13 protein-coding genes are annotated in these 18,201 nt (G+C 66.0%); 6 read left to right on the plus strand and 7 right to left on the minus strand.

What is annotated here, in order from left to right; translation table 11 throughout:
* Positions 1–78 precede the first annotated feature (78 nt).
* The 3 genes from lysS to AC5P8U_RS07785 all read left to right on the plus strand — a co-directional run bounded on the left by lysS (position 79) and on the right by AC5P8U_RS07785 (position 5,111).
* The gene (lysS, locus tag AC5P8U_RS07775; RefSeq protein WP_072168989.1) at positions 79–1,590 is read left to right on the plus strand and encodes a lysine--tRNA ligase; all 1,512 of its coding nucleotides are present in this window, start codon (positions 79–81) and stop codon (positions 1,588–1,590) included.
* A gap of 204 nt (positions 1,591–1,794) precedes the next feature.
* Positions 1,795–2,940 carry a cyclic di-GMP phosphodiesterase response regulator RpfG gene (rpfG, locus tag AC5P8U_RS07780; protein WP_049435901.1) on the plus strand — a complete coding sequence of 382 codons (1,146 nt, stop codon included), beginning with the start codon at positions 1,795–1,797 and terminating at the stop codon, positions 2,938–2,940.
* Positions 2,937–5,111 (plus strand): response regulator, encoded by a 2,175-nt coding sequence (locus AC5P8U_RS07785; protein ID WP_227837238.1) that lies wholly within the window; start codon positions 2,937–2,939, stop codon positions 5,109–5,111. Before rpfG ends, AC5P8U_RS07785 begins: the two co-directional genes overlap by 4 nt.
* Before the next feature lie 70 nt (positions 5,112–5,181).
* Here the strand turns inward: AC5P8U_RS07785 and AC5P8U_RS07790 are convergent, their stop codons facing one another.
* The 5 genes from AC5P8U_RS07790 to betI all read right to left on the minus strand — a co-directional run bounded on the left by AC5P8U_RS07790 (position 5,182) and on the right by betI (position 12,000).
* Complete coding sequence (locus AC5P8U_RS07790) at positions 5,182–6,054, minus strand: crotonase/enoyl-CoA hydratase family protein (RefSeq protein ID WP_061479280.1); 873 nt, start codon at positions 6,052–6,054, stop codon at positions 5,182–5,184.
* Between the two features lie 161 nt (positions 6,055–6,215).
* Positions 6,216–7,892, minus strand: coding sequence for a long-chain fatty acid--CoA ligase (locus AC5P8U_RS07795; RefSeq protein ID WP_065177624.1), 1,677 nt, complete (start codon positions 7,890–7,892; stop codon positions 6,216–6,218).
* Between the two features lie 222 nt (positions 7,893–8,114).
* Positions 8,115–9,797, minus strand: coding sequence for a choline dehydrogenase (gene betA / locus AC5P8U_RS07800; RefSeq protein WP_072168986.1), 1,683 nt, complete (start codon positions 9,795–9,797; stop codon positions 8,115–8,117).
* Between the two features lie 101 nt (positions 9,798–9,898).
* A complete protein-coding gene (gene betB, locus AC5P8U_RS07805) occupies positions 9,899–11,371 on the minus strand; it encodes a betaine-aldehyde dehydrogenase (protein ID WP_088497664.1) in 1,473 nt (490 codons plus the stop codon).
* 38 nt (positions 11,372–11,409) lie between these two features.
* Complete coding sequence (betI, locus tag AC5P8U_RS07810; protein WP_065177626.1) at positions 11,410–12,000, minus strand: transcriptional regulator BetI; 591 nt, start codon at positions 11,998–12,000, stop codon at positions 11,410–11,412.
* A gap of 170 nt (positions 12,001–12,170) precedes the next feature.
* Here betI and AC5P8U_RS07815 point away from each other — a divergent pair, with 170 nt between their 5' ends.
* A complete protein-coding gene (locus AC5P8U_RS07815) occupies positions 12,171–13,721 on the plus strand; it encodes a BCCT family transporter (RefSeq protein WP_061479285.1) in 1,551 nt (516 codons plus the stop codon).
* A gap of 146 nt (positions 13,722–13,867) precedes the next feature.
* On the opposite strand, the gene acnA is transcribed toward AC5P8U_RS07815, so the two are convergent.
* Together acnA and bamE are read right to left on the minus strand one after the other, a co-directional pair.
* Positions 13,868–16,621, minus strand: coding sequence for an aconitate hydratase AcnA (acnA, locus tag AC5P8U_RS07820; protein ID WP_495214039.1), 2,754 nt, complete (start codon positions 16,619–16,621; stop codon positions 13,868–13,870).
* 377 nt (positions 16,622–16,998) lie between these two features.
* Complete coding sequence (bamE, locus tag AC5P8U_RS07825; protein ID WP_069138623.1) at positions 16,999–17,358, minus strand: outer membrane protein assembly factor BamE domain-containing protein; 360 nt, start codon at positions 17,356–17,358, stop codon at positions 16,999–17,001.
* Between the two features lie 183 nt (positions 17,359–17,541).
* Between bamE and AC5P8U_RS07830 the strand changes: the two genes are divergently transcribed.
* Positions 17,542–17,766 carry an AbrB/MazE/SpoVT family DNA-binding domain-containing protein gene (locus AC5P8U_RS07830; protein WP_005409505.1) on the plus strand — a complete coding sequence of 75 codons (225 nt, stop codon included), beginning with the start codon at positions 17,542–17,544 and terminating at the stop codon, positions 17,764–17,766.
* A gap of 6 nt (positions 17,767–17,772) precedes the next feature.
* Positions 17,773–18,171 (plus strand): type II toxin-antitoxin system VapC family toxin, encoded by a 399-nt coding sequence (locus tag AC5P8U_RS07835; RefSeq protein WP_005416402.1) that lies wholly within the window; start codon positions 17,773–17,775, stop codon positions 18,169–18,171.
* Positions 18,172–18,201: the final 30 nt, after the last annotated feature.

Genomic DNA, 18,201 nt, shown 5'->3' on the forward strand with positions numbered 1-18,201 from the left:
GCAGGGCGGTTTTGGTATGCTGTGGAGCCGGCCGCGCCGGGCGCAAGATCCCCCTCACTACACGATTCCCGCAGATCCATGAGCGAAGCTACCGATACCCCCCCCGTCGACGAGAACAAGTTGATCGCCGAGCGCCGTGAGAAACTCAAAGCGCTGCGTGGGCAGGGCATCGCGTACCCGAACGATTTCCGTCGTGAGGACTTCGCCGGCCGCCTGCAGGAAGAATTCGCCGATGCCGAGCAGTGGACCGCCGAGGCGCTGGAAGGCAACGGCCGCCAGGTGAAGATGGCCGGCCGCCTGATGGCCAAGCGCATCATGGGCAAGGCGAGCTTCGCGCAGATCCAGGACGAGTCCGGCCGCATCCAGCTGTTCCTGCAGGGGGCCGTGCTGGGCGATGCCTACACCGCGTTCAAGGGCTGGGACGTGGGCGACATCATCGCCGTCGAAGGCGGCCTGACCCGGACCAAGACCGGCGAGCTGTCGGTCAAGGCCGAGTCGATCCGCCTGCTGACCAAGTCGCTGCGTCCGTTGCCGGACAAGTGGCATGGCCTGGCCGACGTCGAGCAGCGTTACCGCCAGCGTTACGTCGACCTGATCGTCACCCCGGAGTCGCGCGCGGTCTTCATCAAGCGCTCGAAGATCATCCGCGCCATGCGTGCGTGGCTGGACAACCGCGACTTCCTGGAAGTCGAAACGCCGATGATGCACTACATCCCCGGCGGCGCGGCGGCCAAGCCGTTCACCACCCACCACAACGCGCTGGACCTGGACCTGTACCTGCGCGTGGCGCCGGAGCTGTATCTCAAGCGCCTGACCGTGGGCGGCCTGGAGCGCGTGTACGAGATCAACCGCAACTTCCGCAACGAAGGCGTCAGCACCCGCCACAATCCGGAATTCACCATGATGGAGCTGTACGAGGCCTATGCCACGTACAACGAGATCATGGACCTGACCGAAGGCGTGATCCGTGACGTGGCCAGGACGGTCAACGGCAGCACCGAGGTCGAGTGGGACGGGGCGAAGATCGACCTGGGCCCGGCGTTCCGCCGCTGGCGCATGGACGAAGCCGTGCGCCACCACAACCCGGAAATCTCGGTTGCCGACTGCACCGACCGTGACGCGCTGCTGCGCCATTGCGAGCGCTTGAACATCCGCGTCAAGCCGTCCTACGGCTGGGGCAAGCTGCTGCTTGAGATCTTCGAGGCCACCGTCGAGCACACCCTGATCCAGCCGACCTTCATCACCGACCATCCGGTGGAAGTCTCGCCGCTGGCCCGTGCCAACGACAATGATCCGGGCTACACCGACCGCTTCGAGCTGTTCGTCAACGGCAAGGAGCTGGCCAATGGCTTCTCCGAGTTGAACGACCCGGAAGACCAGGCCCAGCGCTTCCAGGCCCAGGTGGCCGCGAAGGAAGGTGGCGACGATGAGGCCATGCACTACGACGCCGACTACATCCGTGCGCTGGAGTACGGCATGGCCCCGACCGGCGGCCTCGGCATCGGCGTCGATCGTCTGGTGATGCTGCTGACCGGCAGCAGCTCGATCCGCGATGTGCTGCTGTTCCCGTACATGCGTCCGGAGCAGTAAGTCGCGTTTTTGACTCCCGATTGTGCGCGCCGTCCCGAAACGAGACGGCGCGATTGACGCGTCCCGCACTCGGCGTATCGTAATTGCACTACCTTGACGCCTGTTATGGCTTGATCGGCGTCAGGGGAGGGCACGGTGTGGGGAGTCCGCTTCACATTGTGATGACGATCATGAATCGGGACGCATGACACGGGAGTCAGGCCGATGCAGGGTGCGAGCGTTCGCAGCGGCAGAGTATCCTCGCCTGCTGATGATCCAGCGTGGTCGAAAAACCAGGCAGAGTACGCGTTGAATATCGTCATCGTTGATGACCAGACTTCCGCCCGGACGATGCTGCGTCACGTCATCGAAGACATCGCGCCGGAACTGAGCGTGTATGACTTCGGCGATCCGCTGACCGCATTGGCCTGGTGCGAAGCCCATCCGGTCGACCTGCTGCTGCTCGATTACCGTATGCCGGAGATGGATGGGCTGGAGTTCGCCCGTCGTTTCCGTCGCCTGCCCAAGCACCGCGACATTCCGGTGATCCTGATCACCGTGGTCGGTGACGAGCCGATCCGCCAGGCGGCACTGGAAGCCGGCGTCATCGACTTCCTGGTCAAGCCGATCCGCCCGCGCGAACTGCGTGCGCGCTGCTACAACCTGCTGCAGCTGCGCCAGCAGACCGAGAACGTGAAGCAACGGGCGCTGTCGCTGGAGCAGCGCCTGCTGGCCAGCATGCATGAGGTCGAAGAGCGGGAGCGCGAAACGCTGTCGCGGCTGGCGCGCGCGATCGAGTTCCGTGATGCCGGCACCAGCGCCTACCTGGAGCGCATGGCACGTGTGGCCGGCCTGATTGCCGAACAGCTCGGGCTGCCCGAGGAGGAGGTGCGCCTGATCGAAATGGCTGCGCCGCTGCATGACATGGGCAAGATCGCCATTCCCGATGCGGTGCTGCTCAAGCAGGGCAAGCTCAACGAGGAGGAGCTGGCGATCATGCGCCGGCACCCGCGGATTGGCCATGAACTGCTGAGCGGCAGCCAGAATCGTTTCATCCAGGTTGGCGCGTTGATCGCACTGCGTCATCATGAGCGCTACGACGGCAGCGGCTATCCTGATGGGCTGGTCGGCGATGCGATTCCGCTGGAAGCGCGCATCGTGGCTGTCGCCGATGTCTTCGACGCCCTGATTTCGCCCCGTCCGTACAAGGAAGCATGGACCATGGAAGCCACCCTGGCTTATCTCTACGCCCAGCGTGGCCGGCTGTTCGATCCCCGATGCGTGGACGCGCTGCTGCGCGGCCGCGAACAGCTGGACCAGATCTGCGCCGAGCATTCGATGGCGTCCGCGCGCCCGGGGCTGGGCGCGTGAAACGGCTGTTGTCGCAGCTGCGGCTGCGCCTGTCCCAGCGCCAGGACAGCGAACACGGCCAGCAGATCGTCCGTATTGTCCTGATCAGCTTGATCCTGGCCTACGTGCTGTTGCCGGCGCCGCGCCACGACCTGCCGCACACGCAGTACGTGGGCGTGCTGGCGATCGTATTGACCGGCCTGAGCCTGTCGCTGCTGTTGTTCGGCTGGCTGCTGTGGCGGCCGGCGCGTTCCGATCCCCGCCGCGTGCTGGGCATGCTCGCCGACTATGGCCTGATCGCTGCCGGCATGGTGCAGATGGGCGAGCCCCTGGCCTGGGTCTACATCGTGGTGATGTGGGTGACGGTCGGCAACGGCATGCGCTTCGGCCACCACTACCTGTACGTGGCGGTGGCGATGGCGATGGTGAGCTTCGGTTGCACGGTGCTGCTGACGCCTTACTGGCAACAGAATTTCCGTCTGGCCATCGGCCTCTGGCTCGGCCTGGCGGCGGTGCCGCTGTACTTCTCGACGCTGCTGCGGCAGCTGACCGAAGCGATGGCCGAGGCGCGCCGTGCCAGCGAGGCCAAGAGCCGTTTCCTGGCCAACATGAGCCACGAGTTCCGCACGCCGTTGAACGGCCTCAACGGCATGACCGAAGTGCTGGCGACCACGCGCCTGGACGATGAGCAGCGCGAGTGCCTCAACACCATCCAGGCGTCGTCGCGCAGCCTGCTGGCGCTGGTGGAGGAAGTGCTGGACATCTCGGCCATCGAGGCCGGCAAGCTGCGCGTGGTGGCCGAAGACTTCGCCGTGGCCGACGTGATCCAGGCGATCGGGCTGATCCTGTTGCCGCAGGCCAAGGCCAAGCGCCTGGAGTACCGGGTGACGGTGGCTGACGGTGTACCGCCACGCGTGCGCGGGGACGTCGGGCACCTGCGGCAGATCCTGCTGAACCTGGCCGGCAACGCGGTCAAGTTCACCGATCACGGCCGGGTCGAAATCCGTGTCAGCGTGGTGCAGGCCGATACCAGTGGCGCGGTGCGGCTGCGCTTCGACATCCTCGACACCGGCATCGGCGTGGCCCCGGCCATGCGTGCGCGGCTGTTCGATGCCTTCGAGCAGGCTGACGTCAGCATGGCGCGTCGCCACGAGGGCACCGGGCTGGGCACAACCATCGCCAAGGGCCTGGTCGAGGCGATGGACGGTGACATCGGCTATTTGGAAAACCCGCCGCGCGGCAGCCACTTCTGGGTCGAGTTGCCGTTCGCGCCGCCGCAGCCGCAGGTGCCGGGTGCGGTGCCGAGCCTGACCGGCGACGACGACGTGGGGCCGGGCGGCAACGTGATCGCATTTGCCGACCCGTTCCTGCGCCATCGCGCCCGCGTGCGGAGCATGCAGATCCTGGTGGCCGACGACCACGAGGCCAACCGCATGGTCCTGCAGCGCCTGCTGCAGAAGGCCGGGCATCGCGTGCTGTGCGTGGATGGCGGTGAGGCGGTGCTGGATGCGCTGGCCGACAGTGAGTTCGACGCGGTCATCGTCGACCTGCACATGCCGGGCATGAGCGGGCTGGACATGCTGAAGGAGTTGCGGGTGATGCAGGCCGGCGGCGGACCGCGCACGCCGGTGCTGGTGCTCAGCGCCGATGTTACCCCCGAGGCGATCCAGCGCTGTACCCAGGCTGGGGCGCATGCGTTCCTGGCCAAGCCCGTGGTGGCGGTGCGCCTGCTCGATACCCTGGCCGAGATCGCCAGCAATGCCCAGCTGAAGACCATGGCCGCACCGGTGGTGCGACCGATGGCGCTGCAGGATGGGGTGCTCGACAGCAGCGTGCTGGACGAGCTGGCCTCGCTGGGCATGGGCGAGGGCTTCGAACGTGAGTTCATCCGCCAATGCCTGGAGGACGTGGCGGGCTGCATGGGCAAGGCCGAGCAGGCCGGTGAGGCCACGCAGTGGGATGTGTTCCGCGAACAATCCCACGCGATCAAGGGCGTGGCCAGCAACCTTGGCCTGATGCGCGCGTCCAACCGTGCCGGCGAGCTGATGCGGATGGCCGACTGGCAGCTGAAGACCGAATGGCGCCAGCGCCTGGGCATCCTGCAGGAGGCGATCAAGGAAGGCCGGCGCGCGCTGGAGGCACGGGCCGAACGCCGGCTGCGCGGCGCTGCCGACGATGGCGAGGCGCGTTGAACCACGGCAGGGTGCATAAAAAAAGCCCGGTGGCCAACCGGGCTTGAACCCATCCTGGGGGAGGGATGAATCAGGCCGCGTCGAGGCTGGCGCGACGGGTCTGGGCCTTGATCAGGCGGTCCATGGTGCGCAGCGAACGGTCGCCGAGGGCCAGGGCGGAATCGACCCAAACCTTGGTGATCTCCAGCAGTTCGTCGTAGCTGACCGGCTGGGCGATGGCGCGTGCGGCGTTCATCGCCAGATAGGACTGCGGTGTGCGCTGCTGCTGGCGGATCAGTTCTTCCACCGCCGCCCGGCCTTCGCCCTTCTTCACCAGCACGTCGACCACGCCCATCGCGTGCATCTCCTCGGCGCTGTAGACCCGGCCGTCGAGGATGATCTTCTCGGCGAGGTGGGGGGACACGCGCCGGCACAGGAAGGAGTACGCACCCATGCCCGGGAACAGGCCGAACAGCACCTCCGGCAGGCCCAGTCCGCTGCCTTCCTCGGCGACGATGGTGTGGCAGGCCAGGGCCATTTCCAGCCCGCCGCCGAGGGCGTCACCCTGGATCAGCGCGATCGAACGGACGTCGCCGCCGAACCCGGTGTGCAGGTGGTGCACGCCCTCCACGCAGCGCTGGGCATAGTTCAGCAGGAGGTCGCGGTTGCCTTCGCGGATCAGGCGTGTGAACAGGTCCAGGTCGCCGCCCAGATTGTAGGCGACGGCATCGGAGGCCAGCACGAAATGCCGCAATGTTCCGCTGTGGCGTTCGGCAGGGCTGCGGGTGATGGCCGCCATGTAGCTCCACATCTCGTCGAGCATGTCCTTGCGGCAGCAGGGGCGGATCCCAGTGGCGGCATCGGCGTGCATGAACAGCCAGTGGGCAGCGCCGTCGGCGCTGTCTTCGGTGCGGATGGTGGCGAACGGTGAGCCGCTTGAAGGCAGCTTTTCGATGGTACTCATGGAAGGGTCCTCGGCATGCGGCCCGCAGTGTCAGGTGGGTGGCCGGCGGGCCGAACGGTCCACACACGCGGCGATGCTACACCGCCCCAGGGGCGTCGCATGCGAAAGGGCCCGGGACGTTTCCGCCCCGGGCCCTGCATCGTTCAAATTGCCGCAAACCCTTACTGGGCGGGCGTATCGCGGAGTTCGCGGCGGAGGATCTTGCCGACATTGGTCTTCGGCAGCTCCTTTCGGAATTCAACGATTTTGGGGTGCTTGTAGCCGGTCAGGTTGGCCCGGGCATGCTCCTTGACCATTTCGGCGGTCAGGTTCGGGTCCTTCTTCACGATGACCACCTTGACCACTTCCCCGGACTTTTCGTCCGGCACGCCGACCGCGGCCACTTCCAGCACGCCCGGCATCATCGCGATCACGTCCTCGACTTCATTCGGGTACACGTTGAAGCCGGACACCAGGATCATGTCCTTCTTGCGGTCGACGATGTAGAAGAAGCCGTGTTCGTCCATCTTCGCCATGTCGCCGGTATGCAGCCAGCCGTCGGCATCGATCGCCTTGGCGGTTTCCTCCGGGCGCTGCCAGTAGCCCTTCATCACCTGCGGGCCCTTGATGCAGAGCTCGCCGACCTCGCCCAGCGGCAGGATGGCGCTGTTGTCGTCCTTGATGCAGGCATCGGTGGACGGGATCGGCAAGCCGATCGAGCCGTTGTATTCGGTCAGGGTGAGCGGGTTGATGCAGGCCGCCGGCGAGGTCTCGGTCAGGCCATACGCCTCGACCAGGGTCACCCCGGTGACCTTCTTCCAACGCTCGGCCACGGCGCGTTGCACCGCCATGCCGCCGCCCAGGGTGACCTTCAGCGAGGAAAAGTCGACCGTGTCGAAGCCGGGGGTGTTGAGCAGGCCATTGAACAGCGTGTTGACGCCGGTGATGGCGGTGAAGCGCACCGACTTGAGCTCCTTGACGAAGCCCTTCATGTCACGCGGATTGGTGATCAGGTGGTTGCAGCCACCGAACTTCATGAAGACCAGCCCGTTCGCGGTCAGTGCGAAGATGTGGTACAGCGGCAGGGCGGTGATGATCCACTCCTTGCCCATCTCGATGCCCGACGCACTGATCCAGGCCGAGGCCTGCTGCATGTTGGCGATCAGGTTGCGGTTGGTCAGCATCGCGCCCTTGGCCACGCCGGTGGTGCCGCCGGTGTACTGCAGGAACGCAATGTCGTCGTGGTCGATCTCGACCTGGGGCAGGCTGTGGCGGCTGCCGATCTTCAGCGCCTGGCGGAAGCGCACCGCGCCCTTGAGATGGTAGTTGGGCACCATCTTCTTGATGTACTTCAGCACGAAGTTGACGATCACGCCCTTGGCGCCAAGCAGGTCGCCCAGGCCGGTGGTGATCACGTGCTTGACCGGCGTATCGGCGATGACCTGCTCGACGGTGTCGCCGAAGTTGTCGACCACCACCAGTGCGGTCACGCCGGCATCGATCAGCTGGTGCTTGAGCTCGCGCGCGGTGTACAACGGATTGACATTGACCACGGTCAGGCCGGCGCGCAGCACGCCGAAGGTGGCCACCGGGTACTGCAGGCAGTTGGGCATCATCAGGGCGACGCGGTCACCCTTCTTGAGCTTGAGCTCTCCCAGCAGGTAGGCCGCGAACTGATTGACCAGCGCGTCGGTCTCGCCATAGGTGAGGACCTTGCCGAAGCTGGAGTAGGCGGGACGGTCGCGGAATTTCGCGACGGAAGCGTCGAAGACCGAAGCTACCGAATGGAACTCGTTGACGTCGATCTCGGCGGGAACGCCTTTCGGATAGCTCTGCAGCCAGGGACGATCCAGACTCATATTCCCCCTCCAGGAATCGTGATGTATTAGGTTCCGGCCCTGAGCGTATCGACAATGGCCGGTCATTGCAGCATACCCCGCCGTAGGGAAAACGCGAAGAGGCCCCGAAGGGCCTCTTTGCTGGGTAGTGCCGGCCGCTGGCCGGCATCTGTGCTCGATCGGGATTCCGGTTGGTGCCGGCCAGCGGCCGGCACTACCGTGGCGCCAACCGGGCCGCTTGCGTCAGCCCTGCTTGCGCACCGGTGCGCCGTTGGCCTTGTAGTACGGCGCAGTGCTGCGGGCCAGCGGGGTGCGGCCGCGGATCACGTCGGCCAGCTTCTCGGCCATCATGATGGTCGGCGCGTTGAGGTTGCCGGTCACCACCTGCGGCATGATCGAGGCATCGACGATGCGGAGGCCTTCCAGGCCGTGCACGCGACCCTGGCCATCGACCACCGCCATCGGGTCATCGGCATGGCCCATCTTGTTCGAGCACGACGGGTGGTAGGCGGTCTCGGCATGCTCGCGCACGAATGCATCGATCTGCGCGTCGGTCTGCAGTGCACTGCCCGGCGAGATCTCGCGGCCGCTGTACGGGGCCAGCGCCGGCTGCGCGAAGATCTCGCGGGTGATGCGGATCGCCGCGCGGAATTCGCGCCAGTCCTGCTCGTGCGACATGTAGTTGAACAGGATGCTCGGATGTTCGCGCGGGTCCTTCGAGCGCACATGGATGCGGCCACGGCTGGGCGAGCGCATCGAGCCGACGTGCATCTGGAAGCTGTGCGCCTTGATCGGGTTGGAGCCGTTGTAGTTGATCGCCACCGGCAGGAAGTGGTACTGCAGGTTCGGCCAGTCGAACTCGGCGTCGCTGCGGATGAAGCCACCGGCCTCGAACTGGTTGCTGGCGCCGATGCCGGTGCCCAGGAACAGCCACTCGGCACCGATCGCCGGCTGGTTGTACAGCTTCAGCGCCGGCGCCAGCGACACCGGCTTCTTGCATTCGTACTGCAGGTACATCTCAAGGTGATCCTGCAGGTTGGCGCCGACGCCCGGCAGGTGGTGCACCAGGTCGATGTCGAGGCTGCGCAGCAGGTCGGCCGGGCCGACGCCCGAGCGCTGCAGGATCTGCGGCGAGGCGATGGCGCCGCCGCACAGCAGCACCTCGCGGCGGGCGGTGGCACGCTGCGGCTGGTCGTGGTGCAGCCACTGCACGCCCACCGCGCGCTTGCCCGAGAAGAGGATGCGGTCGGTCAGCGCGTGGGTGACGATGGTCAGGTTCGGGCGTGGCTTGGCCAGGTCCAGGTAGCCGCGGGCGGTGCTGGAACGACGGCCGTTCGGGGTCACCGTGCGGTCCATCGGGCCGAAGCCTTCCTGCTGGTAGCCGTTGAGGTCGTCGGTGCGCGGGTAGCCGGCCTGCACGCCGGCTTCGACCATCGCAGCGAACAGTTCGTTGTTGCCGGCCTTCGGCGTGGTCACGCGCAGCGGGCCGTCACCGCCGTGGTAGTCATTAGGGCCGATGTCGCGGGTTTCGGCCTTGCGGAAGTAGGGCAGGCAGTCCAGGTAGGTCCAGTCTTCCAGGCCCGGCATGCTGGCCCAGTTGTCGTAGTCCATCGCGTTGCCGCGGATGTAGCACATGCCGTTGATCAGCGACGAGCCACCCAGGCCCTTGCCGCGGCCGCAGTCCATGCGGCGGTTGTTCATGAAGGGCTCCGGATCGGTCTTGTACGCCCAGTTGTAGCGCTTGCCCTGCAGCGGGAAGGCCAGCGCCGCCGGCATCTGGGTACGGAAGTCGAGCCGGTAGTCCGGGCCACCGGCTTCCAGCAGCAGCACGCTGACATCGGCATCCTCGGTGAGGCGGGTCGCCAGCACGTTGCCGGCTGAACCGGCGCCGATGATGATGTAGTCGTACTCGTTATGGGTGCTCATGGGTGTCTCCTGCAGGCCGGGGCGCGCTGCATGCAGGCGTCCCGGTGGAATGTCGGATCGGCGCGGAGGCCGGACGATGGGGCGTGCTCGGGGCGCGCCGGTCAGAACACGCTGGCGTAGTCGCCCAGCTCGACCTGCACCGACTTGATGCGGGTGTAGTGGCCGAGGGTGGAGATACCGTTCTCGCGGCCGACGCCGGATTCCTTGTAGCCACCGACCGGCATTTCGGCCGGCGATTCACCCCAGGTGTTGATCCAGCAGATGCCGGCTTCCAGGCGATGGATGATGCGGTGGGCGCGGCTGATGTCCTTGCTGACCACGCCGGCGGCGAGGCCGAAGGTGGTGTCGTTGGCACGACGTACCACTTCGTCTTCGTCGTCATAGGCGAGGATGCTCATCACCGGCCCGAAGATCTCTTCCTTGACGATGGTCATGTCATCGCGGCAGTCGGAGAACACGGTCGGCAGCACGTAGGCGCCGTTGGCCAGCGCGCCTTCGGTGGCACGGCCGCCGCCGGTCAGCAGGCGGGCACCTTCGGCCTTGCCACTCTCGATGTAGCGCAGCACGTTTTCCATGTGCGGGAAGCTGGTCAGCGGGCCGAAGTTGGTCTCGGCGGCCATCGGGTCGCCGATGCGGATGCGCTTGACGCGCTCGACGACGGCCGCCTCGAATGCGGCCAGCATGCTGCGCGGCACGAACACGCGGGTGCCGTTGGTGCAGACCTGGCCGGAGCTGAAGAAGTTGGCCATCACCGCAATGTCGGCGGCGCGGTCCAGGTCGGCGTCGTCGCAGATCACCAGCGGCGACTTGCCGCCCAGTTCCATGGTCACTTCCTTCAGCGACGAGGACGCCGCGCTGGCCATGACCTTCTTGCCAGTGGCGACGCCACCGGTGAAGGAGATCTTTTCGATCACCGGGTGCTCGGTCAGCCACTGGCCGATCTCGCGGCCCGGGCCCTGCACGACGTTGAACACGCCGGCCGGCACGCCGGCTTCGGTGTAGATTTCGGCCAGCCGGATCGCGGTCAGCGGGGTCACTTCGGACGGCTTGAACACCATCGCGTTGCCCGCGGCCAGCGCCGGTGCCGACTTCCACATGGCGATCTGGATGGGGTAGTTCCAGGCACCGATGCCGGCGACCACGCCCAGCGGCTCGCGACGGGTGTAGAAGAAGCTCGATTCGCGCAGCGGCAACTGGATGCCTTCGATGGCGGTGGCCAGGCCGGCGTAGTACTCGACCACGTCGGCACCGGTGACGATGTCCACGGTGGTGGTCTCGGCCAGCGCCTTGCCGGTGTCCAGGGTTTCCAGGTGGGCCAGTTCGTCGTTGCGCTCGCGCAGGAGCTCGACGGCGCGGCGCAGGATGCGCGAGCGCTCCATGGCGGTCATCGCGGCCCACACCTTCTGGCCTTCGGCTGCGCTCTGCACGGCGCGTTCGACGTCGGCCTGGCTGGCGACCTGCACCTCGGCGATCACCTCGCCGGTGGCCGGGTTGATGGTCTTGAAGGTCTTGCCGCTGGTGGCATCGACGCGCTGGCCGTGGATGTAGAGCTGTTGGACGGGCAGGGTGGACATGGGGCGTACTCCTTGGAAGGGGGCGGGTGCTGAAGCGCTTATAGCGCGGCAGCCTGCAACTGGAAGTCGATGTAGCCGTAAGCGATGCGCCGGGACTTCTCGGCGTTGAACTGGCCGCCGACCAGGCTGCCGCGCAGCCATAGGCCATCAATCATCGCGGCCAGGCCGCGGGCGGCCAGGCGGGCCTGCGGATGGGGCAGCAGGCGGTTGAACTGGTGGCACAGGTTGGAGAACAGGCGCTGGTCGTTGGCGCGCTGCAGCCGGGCCAGTTCCGGCTGGTGCATGCTGGCGGCCCAGAAGGTGAGCCAGACGCGCATCGCGGTGCCGTTGATCTGGCTGTCGTCGAAGTTGCCATCGACGATGGCGCGCAGCTGCTCGCGCGGGTTGTCGCTGGCGTCGGCGCGGTAGCGGGCGACGGCGTCCTTCAGTTCGCGCAGGATCTGCCGCATTGCAGCATTGAGCAGGCCGTCCTTGTCGCCGAAGTAGTGGGCGACGATGCCGCTGGACAACCCCGCCTTCTTCGCGATGGTGGCGACGGTGGCATCGGCCATGCCGATCTCGTCGATGGTCTGGAAAGTGGCCCGGATCAGCTGTTCGCGCCGTACCGGTTCCACGCCTTTCTTCGGCATTGTCTCTCCACGGTTTGCGACCCGAAGGATCGGGCTGCCCGCCATTATGCTTTTTATTGATTGAACGTTCAATCAATAAACCCTAGGATGCGCTCGCGCCCCACGCCATGGGCCCGGTTTACCGGTCCGGCCCCGCCCATGTGCTCCCTCGGACTTGATGAGACGACCCCATGTCTTCCCTGGCTCATCCCAAGCGTTCGCCCCTGCGCTTGAACCGTTTTGTCTTCCTCAGCTCCTCGGTGTCGATCGGCATCCTCGGGCTGCTCACCGTTCTCTATCCCGAAGGCAGCGAGCACTGGCTGCAATGGGCGCAGGCCGAGGTCTCGGCCGCGTTCGGCTGGTGGTACATGCTGCTGATCGTGCTGTGCCTGGGCTTCGTGTTGTGGCTGGCGTTCTCGCCGTACGGCCGCATCCGCCTGGGCCACAACGAGGAATCACCGGCCTTCGGCTACGTGGCCTGGGTCTCGATGCTGTTCTCGGCCGGCATCGGCATCGCGCTGCTGTACTACGGCGCCTACGAGCCGCTGGATCATTTCCTCAATCCGCCCGGGCAGCCCGGCGGCACCGTGGCCGCCGGCCGCGAGGCGATGGTGCTGACCTTCCTGCACTGGGGCCTGCATGGCTGGGCGCTGTATGCGCTGGTCGGCGTGGCACTGGGCTATTTCGCCTATCGCCGGGACCTGCCGCTGGCGCTGCGCTCTGCGTTGTACCCGGTCTTCGGTGAGCGCATTCATGGCCGCATCGGCGACATGGTCGATGGCTTCGGCATCCTGGCCACGCTGATCTCGATGGTGACCAACCTCGGCATCGGCGCGCTGGTGGTGCAGTCCGGCCTGGTCTACCTGTTCCACATCCCGGATACACCGCAGGTGCTGGTGGCGATCGTGCTGGTTATGATGGTCGTGGCCACCATCGGCGTGGTCGCTGGCGTGGAAAAAGGCATTGCCTGGCTGTCCAACCTCAACGTGCGCCTGCTGTGCGGCCTGCTGCTGTTCGTGCTGGTCACCGGCCCGACCCTGCACCTGTTCGACGGCCTGATCCAGAACACCGGCGATTATCTCGGCGCGTTCGTGCGCAAGAGCTTCGACATGTACCTCAACGATCCCAAGGGCCGTGAGTGGATGGGGTCGTGGACGCTGTTCTACTGGGCGTGGTGGATCGCCTGGGCGCCGTTCGTCGGCCTTTTCGTGGCGCGCATCTCGCGCGGCCGCACCATCCGCGAAGTGATCTTGGGCGTGCTGCTGATCCCGCTCGGCTTCACCCTGGCCTGGCTGTCGATCTTCGGCAACACCGCCATCGACCTGGTGCTCAACCATGGCCAGGCGATCCTCGGTGACGTGGCCCAGCACGATGCAGCGATGACCTTGTTCAAGCTGCTGGAATACCTGCCTGCGGCGCCGTACGTGGCCGGTGCTGCGGTGGTGATCGGCTTCGTGCTGTTCCTGACCCCGGTCGACTCGGGCACGCTGATGATCGCCAACCTGTGCACGCGTCGCGTTGACGATGGCGTGGAAGATGGCCATGACGCGCCGATCTGGCTGCGCGTGTTCTGGGCCGCCGGCATCACTGTGGCCAGCGTCGGCCTACTGCTGGCTGGCAACTTCAGCGCGATGCAGACCGCGGTGGTGCTGTGCGGCCTGCCGTTCTCGTTCACCCTGGCGTTCTACATGTGGGGCCTGTTGAAGGCCCTGCGCACCGACCCGGATGCGCCGCGCCGGTGATCGCTTCTGTAGAGCCGAGCCCATGATCGGCTGCTGTTGGCGCAGAAGCAGCCGAGCGCAGGCTCGGCTCTACAAGGGCATCGCAAACGCAAAGGGCCGGATCCGCAAGGATCCGGCCCTTTCCTCAATCGGGCGCAGCCGCGCCGTTACTTGGCTGCCAGCTGGCGCAGCACGTACTGCAGCAAGCCACCATGGCGGAAGTACTCGACTTCCTTCGGGGTCAGCAGCATCACCGAGACCTCAAAGGTCTTCTTCGTGCCATCGGCCTTGGTCGCGGTGACCGTGGCGCGCTTGCTGGCACCGTCCTGCAGGCCGGTGATGTCGATCACTTCCGAGCCGTCCAGGCCCAGCGTCTGTGCGTTCTCGCCGTTGCGGAACTGCAGCGGCAGCACGCCCATGCCGACCAGGTTGGAGCGGTGGATGCGCTCGAAGCTCTCGGCGATGACCGCCTTCACCCCCAGCAGCAGGGTGCCCTTGGCCGCCCAGTCACGCGACGAGCCGGTGCCGTATTCCTTGCCGGCCAGCACCACCAGCGGCACCTTGTCGGCCTTGTACTTCATGGCCGCATCGTAGATCGCCAGCTTCTCCGGCTGGCCACCACCGGCCGGGTAGTACAGGGTGTTGCCGCCTTCCTCGCCACCGAACATCAGGTTCTTGATGCGGATGTTGGCGAAGGTGCCGCGGACCATCACGTCATCGTTGCCGCGACGGCTGCCGTAGCTGTTGAAGTCGGCCGGCTGCACGCCGCGCTCCTGCAGGAAGCGGCCTGCCGGCGAGTCCTTCTTGATGTTGCCGGCCGGGGAAATGTGGTCGGTGGTAATCGAGTCGCCGAACAGGCCCATCACGCGTGCGCCGTGCACGTCGTCGATGCTGCCGGTCTGCATGGTCATGCCATCGAAGTAGGGCGGGTTCTTGATGTAGGTGGAGTCGTCGCTCCACGCGTACAGGTTGCCGTCCGGCGAGGCGATGGTGTTCCAGCGGGTATCGCCCTTGAACACATCGGCGTAGTTCTGCTTGAACATCTCCGGGCCAATGGTGGCGGCGATGACGTCGCCGATTTCCTTGTTGCTCGGCCAGATGTCGCGCAGGAACACGGGCTGGCCGTCGCTGCCGGTGCCGAGCGGCTGGGTGGTCAGGTCGATGTCGGTGGTGCCGGCGATGGCATAGGCCACCACCAGCGGCGGGCTGGCCAGGTAGTTCATCTTCACTTCGGGGTGCACGCGGCCCTCGAAGTTGCGGTTGCCTGACAGCACCGAGGTCACCACCAGGTCGCCGGCGGCGATGCCGGCGCTGACTTCGGTCGGCAGCGGGCCGGAGTTGCCGATGCAGGTGGTGCAGCCGTAGCCGACCACGTAGAAGCCGATCTTCTCCAGCTCCTTCAGCACACCGGCCTTTTCCAGGTAGTCGGTGACCACGCGCGAGCCCGGGCCGAGCGAGGTCTTGACCCACGGCTGGCGGTTCAGGCCCTTGGCGGCCGCATTGCGGGCCAGCAGGCCGGCACCGATCATCACCGCCGGGTTGGAGGTGTTGGTGCACGAGGTGATGGCCGCGATCACCACCGCGCCATCCTTCAGCCGCACCTTGCGGCCTTCGATCTCGATGTCGGCGAAGCCTTTGGCCAGCTGCTCGTTGCCGACGGCGGCGCCGCCGCCTTCGTTGACGAAGGTGGCAACGTCCTCGCTGCGCTTGTCACGGTTGGCGGTCATGCCGACCAGCGCTTCGCGGTAGTTCTTCTGCACGTCTTCCAGCAGGACGCGGTCCTGCGGGCGCTTCGGGCCGGCCAGCGACGGCTTCACCGTGCCCATGTCCAGTTCCAGCGTGCTGCTGTACTGGGCGTGCGGGCTGCCCGGTTCGTGCCACAGGCCCTGCGCCTTGGCATAGGCCTCGACCAGGTTGATCTGCTCTTCGCTGCGACCGGACAGGCGCAGGTAGTTCAGCGATTCGGCGTCGATCGGGAAGATGCCGCAGGTGGCGCCGTATTCCGGGGCCATGTTGCCGATGGTGGCGCGGTCGGCCAGTGGCAGGTGCTGCAGGCCGTCACCGTAGAACTCGACGAACTTGCCGACCACGCCCAGCTTGCGCAGCATCTGGGTGACGGTCAGCACCAGGTCGGTGGCGGTGGCGCCTTCGGGCAGCTTGCCGGTCAGCTTGAAGCCGACGACCTGCGGAATCAGCATCGACGATGGCTGGCCGAGCATGGCGGCCTCGGCTTCGATGCCACCCACGCCCCAGCCGAGCACGCCGATGCCGTTGATCATGGTGGTATGGCTGTCGGTACCGAACACGGTGTCGGGGTAGGCAATGTCCTTGCCATCCTTCTGCGCGGTCATCACCACGCGGGCCAGGTTCTCCAGGTTCACCTGGTGGACGATGCCGGTGTTGGGCGGCACCACCTTGAAGTTGTCGAAGGCCTTCTGTCCCCAGCGCAGGAAGCCGTAGCGTTCCTGGTTGCGCTGGAACTCGATCTTGCCGTTGAGGTCCAGCGCGTCGGGCTTTCCGAACACATCGACCTGCACCGAGTGGTCGATGACCAGTTCGGAGGGAATCTGCGGGTTGATCTGCTCCGGCTTGCCGCCGAGCTTGACGACGGCGTCGCGCATCGCGGCCAGGTCGACCACGCAGGGCACGCCAGTGAAGTCCTGCAGGACCACGCGCGCCGGCATGAAGGCGATCTCGGTGTCCGGCTCGGCCGCCGGGTTCCAGCGGGCCACGGCTTCGATGTGGTCCTTGCCGACGGTGATGCCGCCGTCCTCGTGCCGGAGCAGGTTCTCCAGCAGGATCTTCATCGAGTAGGGCAGGTGGGAGATATCGAAGCGCTGGCCCAGCGTGGGCAGGCTGAAGTAGTCGTAGGTCTTGCCACCGACATTCAGCTGGCTGCGGGTGGAGAACGAATCGCTCATGCGGGTTAACTCCTTCTTGCGGATGGCTTGCAGTGGCCCGCGCATGGGCAGGCCTGCTTGCGGTGGCCGGCAGTCCGTGCCGCCGGGCAGAAGGCCAGTATCGCCGATGCCGTCGGGGCCGCAGAACTGCGGGCTCAGAACGCAAGGTTATAAATTCGTATGTAGTTTTCGTGTCATGGCGCCGCCGGACTTAGTGCGGGCTGACAGGCTCGAGGCAGTGCCGTATGGCGCCGGGGGACAGGTGGAGGGCAGCATGGGGGGGGCTGCAGGCGCTGGGGGCGGAGCCGTGCTGAGCGATGGTCATCGTGGCGGTCGAGGCGTTCTTGACCGGGCACGGGGGGCGCGCCGCCGACGGGCAGCGCGCCAGTCAGTGGCGATCAGCCACCCAGGAACGGATTGCCGGTCTTGGCGGGAGCCGCGCCCTTGGATTTCACCTTGAGTACGTTGTCCTTGCCGAACTCAAAGACGGTCGATTCCTGCACGTTCTTTCCGAAGTGCTTGATCTTGGCGTAGTCGTAGTACCAGACCTGGGTGTCGCCAAGCTGCTCACGACGCGTCGGCGCTCCAAACTTCTCGCGGACCTGGTCCTGGGTCGCCTTGCCCACCTCCAGCTCGTCCAGTTGCTTCTGGGTGATCTCAGTGCCGGTGGTGTGGGCCGCGAACGGATTGGCGTGGGCCGGGCCTGCGGCCAGGGCCAGGGGGGTGGCCAGAGCCAGGGTCAGAATGAATGCGCGCATTGAACGTCCTTTTATGAGAGAGGGGGCGTGCGGTGCCGGAGTGTCCCGGCCCGGTACAGCGAGGGCTGCCCGGCCAGTCTAGCGGTCGAATGCGACTGGTTCTGGTTCAAGGTCACAATTCGCCCGATTTGAGGTGTTTACGTCAGGTATGTATAATTCATACATACTTTTTGAGGCCTACCCATGGAAGCCACCGTTGCAGAACGCGGACAGATCACCCTGCCCAAGGCGGTGCGCGATGCCCTCGGCCTGACCAAGGGCACGCTGCTGAAGGTCGAGCTGGACGGCAGCCGCATCATCCTGCGCAAGAGTGTTGACGATGCCATTTCACGGGCGCGCGGCAAGTTCGCGCTGGACGGCTTCGAGTCGTCCGACGCGGCCGTGCGCGCGGTGCGTGACGAGGAGTAAGCCGTGATGATCGCCGTCGATTCGCCGGTACTGGTCGAACTGCTCAGCAACGGCCCGCAGGCCGATGCCGTGGAGGCCATCCTCCGGCAGAGCCTGGTCGGTGGCCGCGTGGTGGTCTGTGGCGCGACTCTGGCCGAAGTGTGCGCATCGCTGCGCGGTGGTGCCGAAGTGCTCGAAGCACTGGAAGAGATGGGCGTGCACTTCAACCCGATGGAGGCCAAGTCGGCGCTGCGCGCCGGCGAGATGCACCGCCGTCATCGCCAGCGCGGTGGCAGCCGCCGCAGCCTGGACGAATTCATGGTCGGCGCCCATGCACTGCTGCAGTGCGATGGCCTGATCACCTGGAACGATACGTTTTACCGCGACTACTTCAAGGGCCTGAAGCTGATCGTGCCGCACGCCTGAGCCCACTTTTGATTTTTCAACCTACGCATT

The sequence above is a fragment of the Stenotrophomonas sp. YJH_SMC_81 genome (assembly GCF_059370875.1).

What these genes read in the sequence shown, in the direction of transcription:
- acnA (WP_495214039.1), bottom strand. Translation starts at nt 16,621, where the DNA reads ATGAGCGATTCGTTCTCCACCCGCAGCCAGCTGAATGTCGGTGGCAAG.
- AC5P8U_RS07815 (WP_061479285.1), top strand. Translation starts at nt 12,171, where the DNA reads ATGTCTTCCCTGGCTCATCCCAAGCGTTCGCCCCTGCGCTTGAACCGT.
- AC5P8U_RS07830 (WP_005409505.1), top strand. Translation starts at nt 17,542, where the DNA reads ATGGAAGCCACCGTTGCAGAACGCGGACAGATCACCCTGCCCAAGGCG.
- rpfG (WP_049435901.1), top strand. Translation starts at nt 1,795, where the DNA reads ATGCAGGGTGCGAGCGTTCGCAGCGGCAGAGTATCCTCGCCTGCTGAT.
- AC5P8U_RS07790 (WP_061479280.1), bottom strand. Translation starts at nt 6,054, where the DNA reads ATGAGTACCATCGAAAAGCTGCCTTCAAGCGGCTCACCGTTCGCCACC.
- betA (WP_072168986.1), bottom strand. Translation starts at nt 9,797, where the DNA reads ATGAGCACCCATAACGAGTACGACTACATCATCATCGGCGCCGGTTCA.
- betB (WP_088497664.1), bottom strand. Translation starts at nt 11,371, where the DNA reads ATGTCCACCCTGCCCGTCCAACAGCTCTACATCCACGGCCAGCGCGTC.
- lysS (WP_072168989.1), top strand. Translation starts at nt 79, where the DNA reads ATGAGCGAAGCTACCGATACCCCCCCCGTCGACGAGAACAAGTTGATC.
- bamE (WP_069138623.1), bottom strand. Translation starts at nt 17,358, where the DNA reads ATGCGCGCATTCATTCTGACCCTGGCTCTGGCCACCCCCCTGGCCCTG.
- betI (WP_065177626.1), bottom strand. Translation starts at nt 12,000, where the DNA reads ATGCCGAAGAAAGGCGTGGAACCGGTACGGCGCGAACAGCTGATCCGG.
- AC5P8U_RS07835 (WP_005416402.1), top strand. Translation starts at nt 17,773, where the DNA reads ATGATCGCCGTCGATTCGCCGGTACTGGTCGAACTGCTCAGCAACGGC.
- AC5P8U_RS07795 (WP_065177624.1), bottom strand. Translation starts at nt 7,892, where the DNA reads ATGAGTCTGGATCGTCCCTGGCTGCAGAGCTATCCGAAAGGCGTTCCC.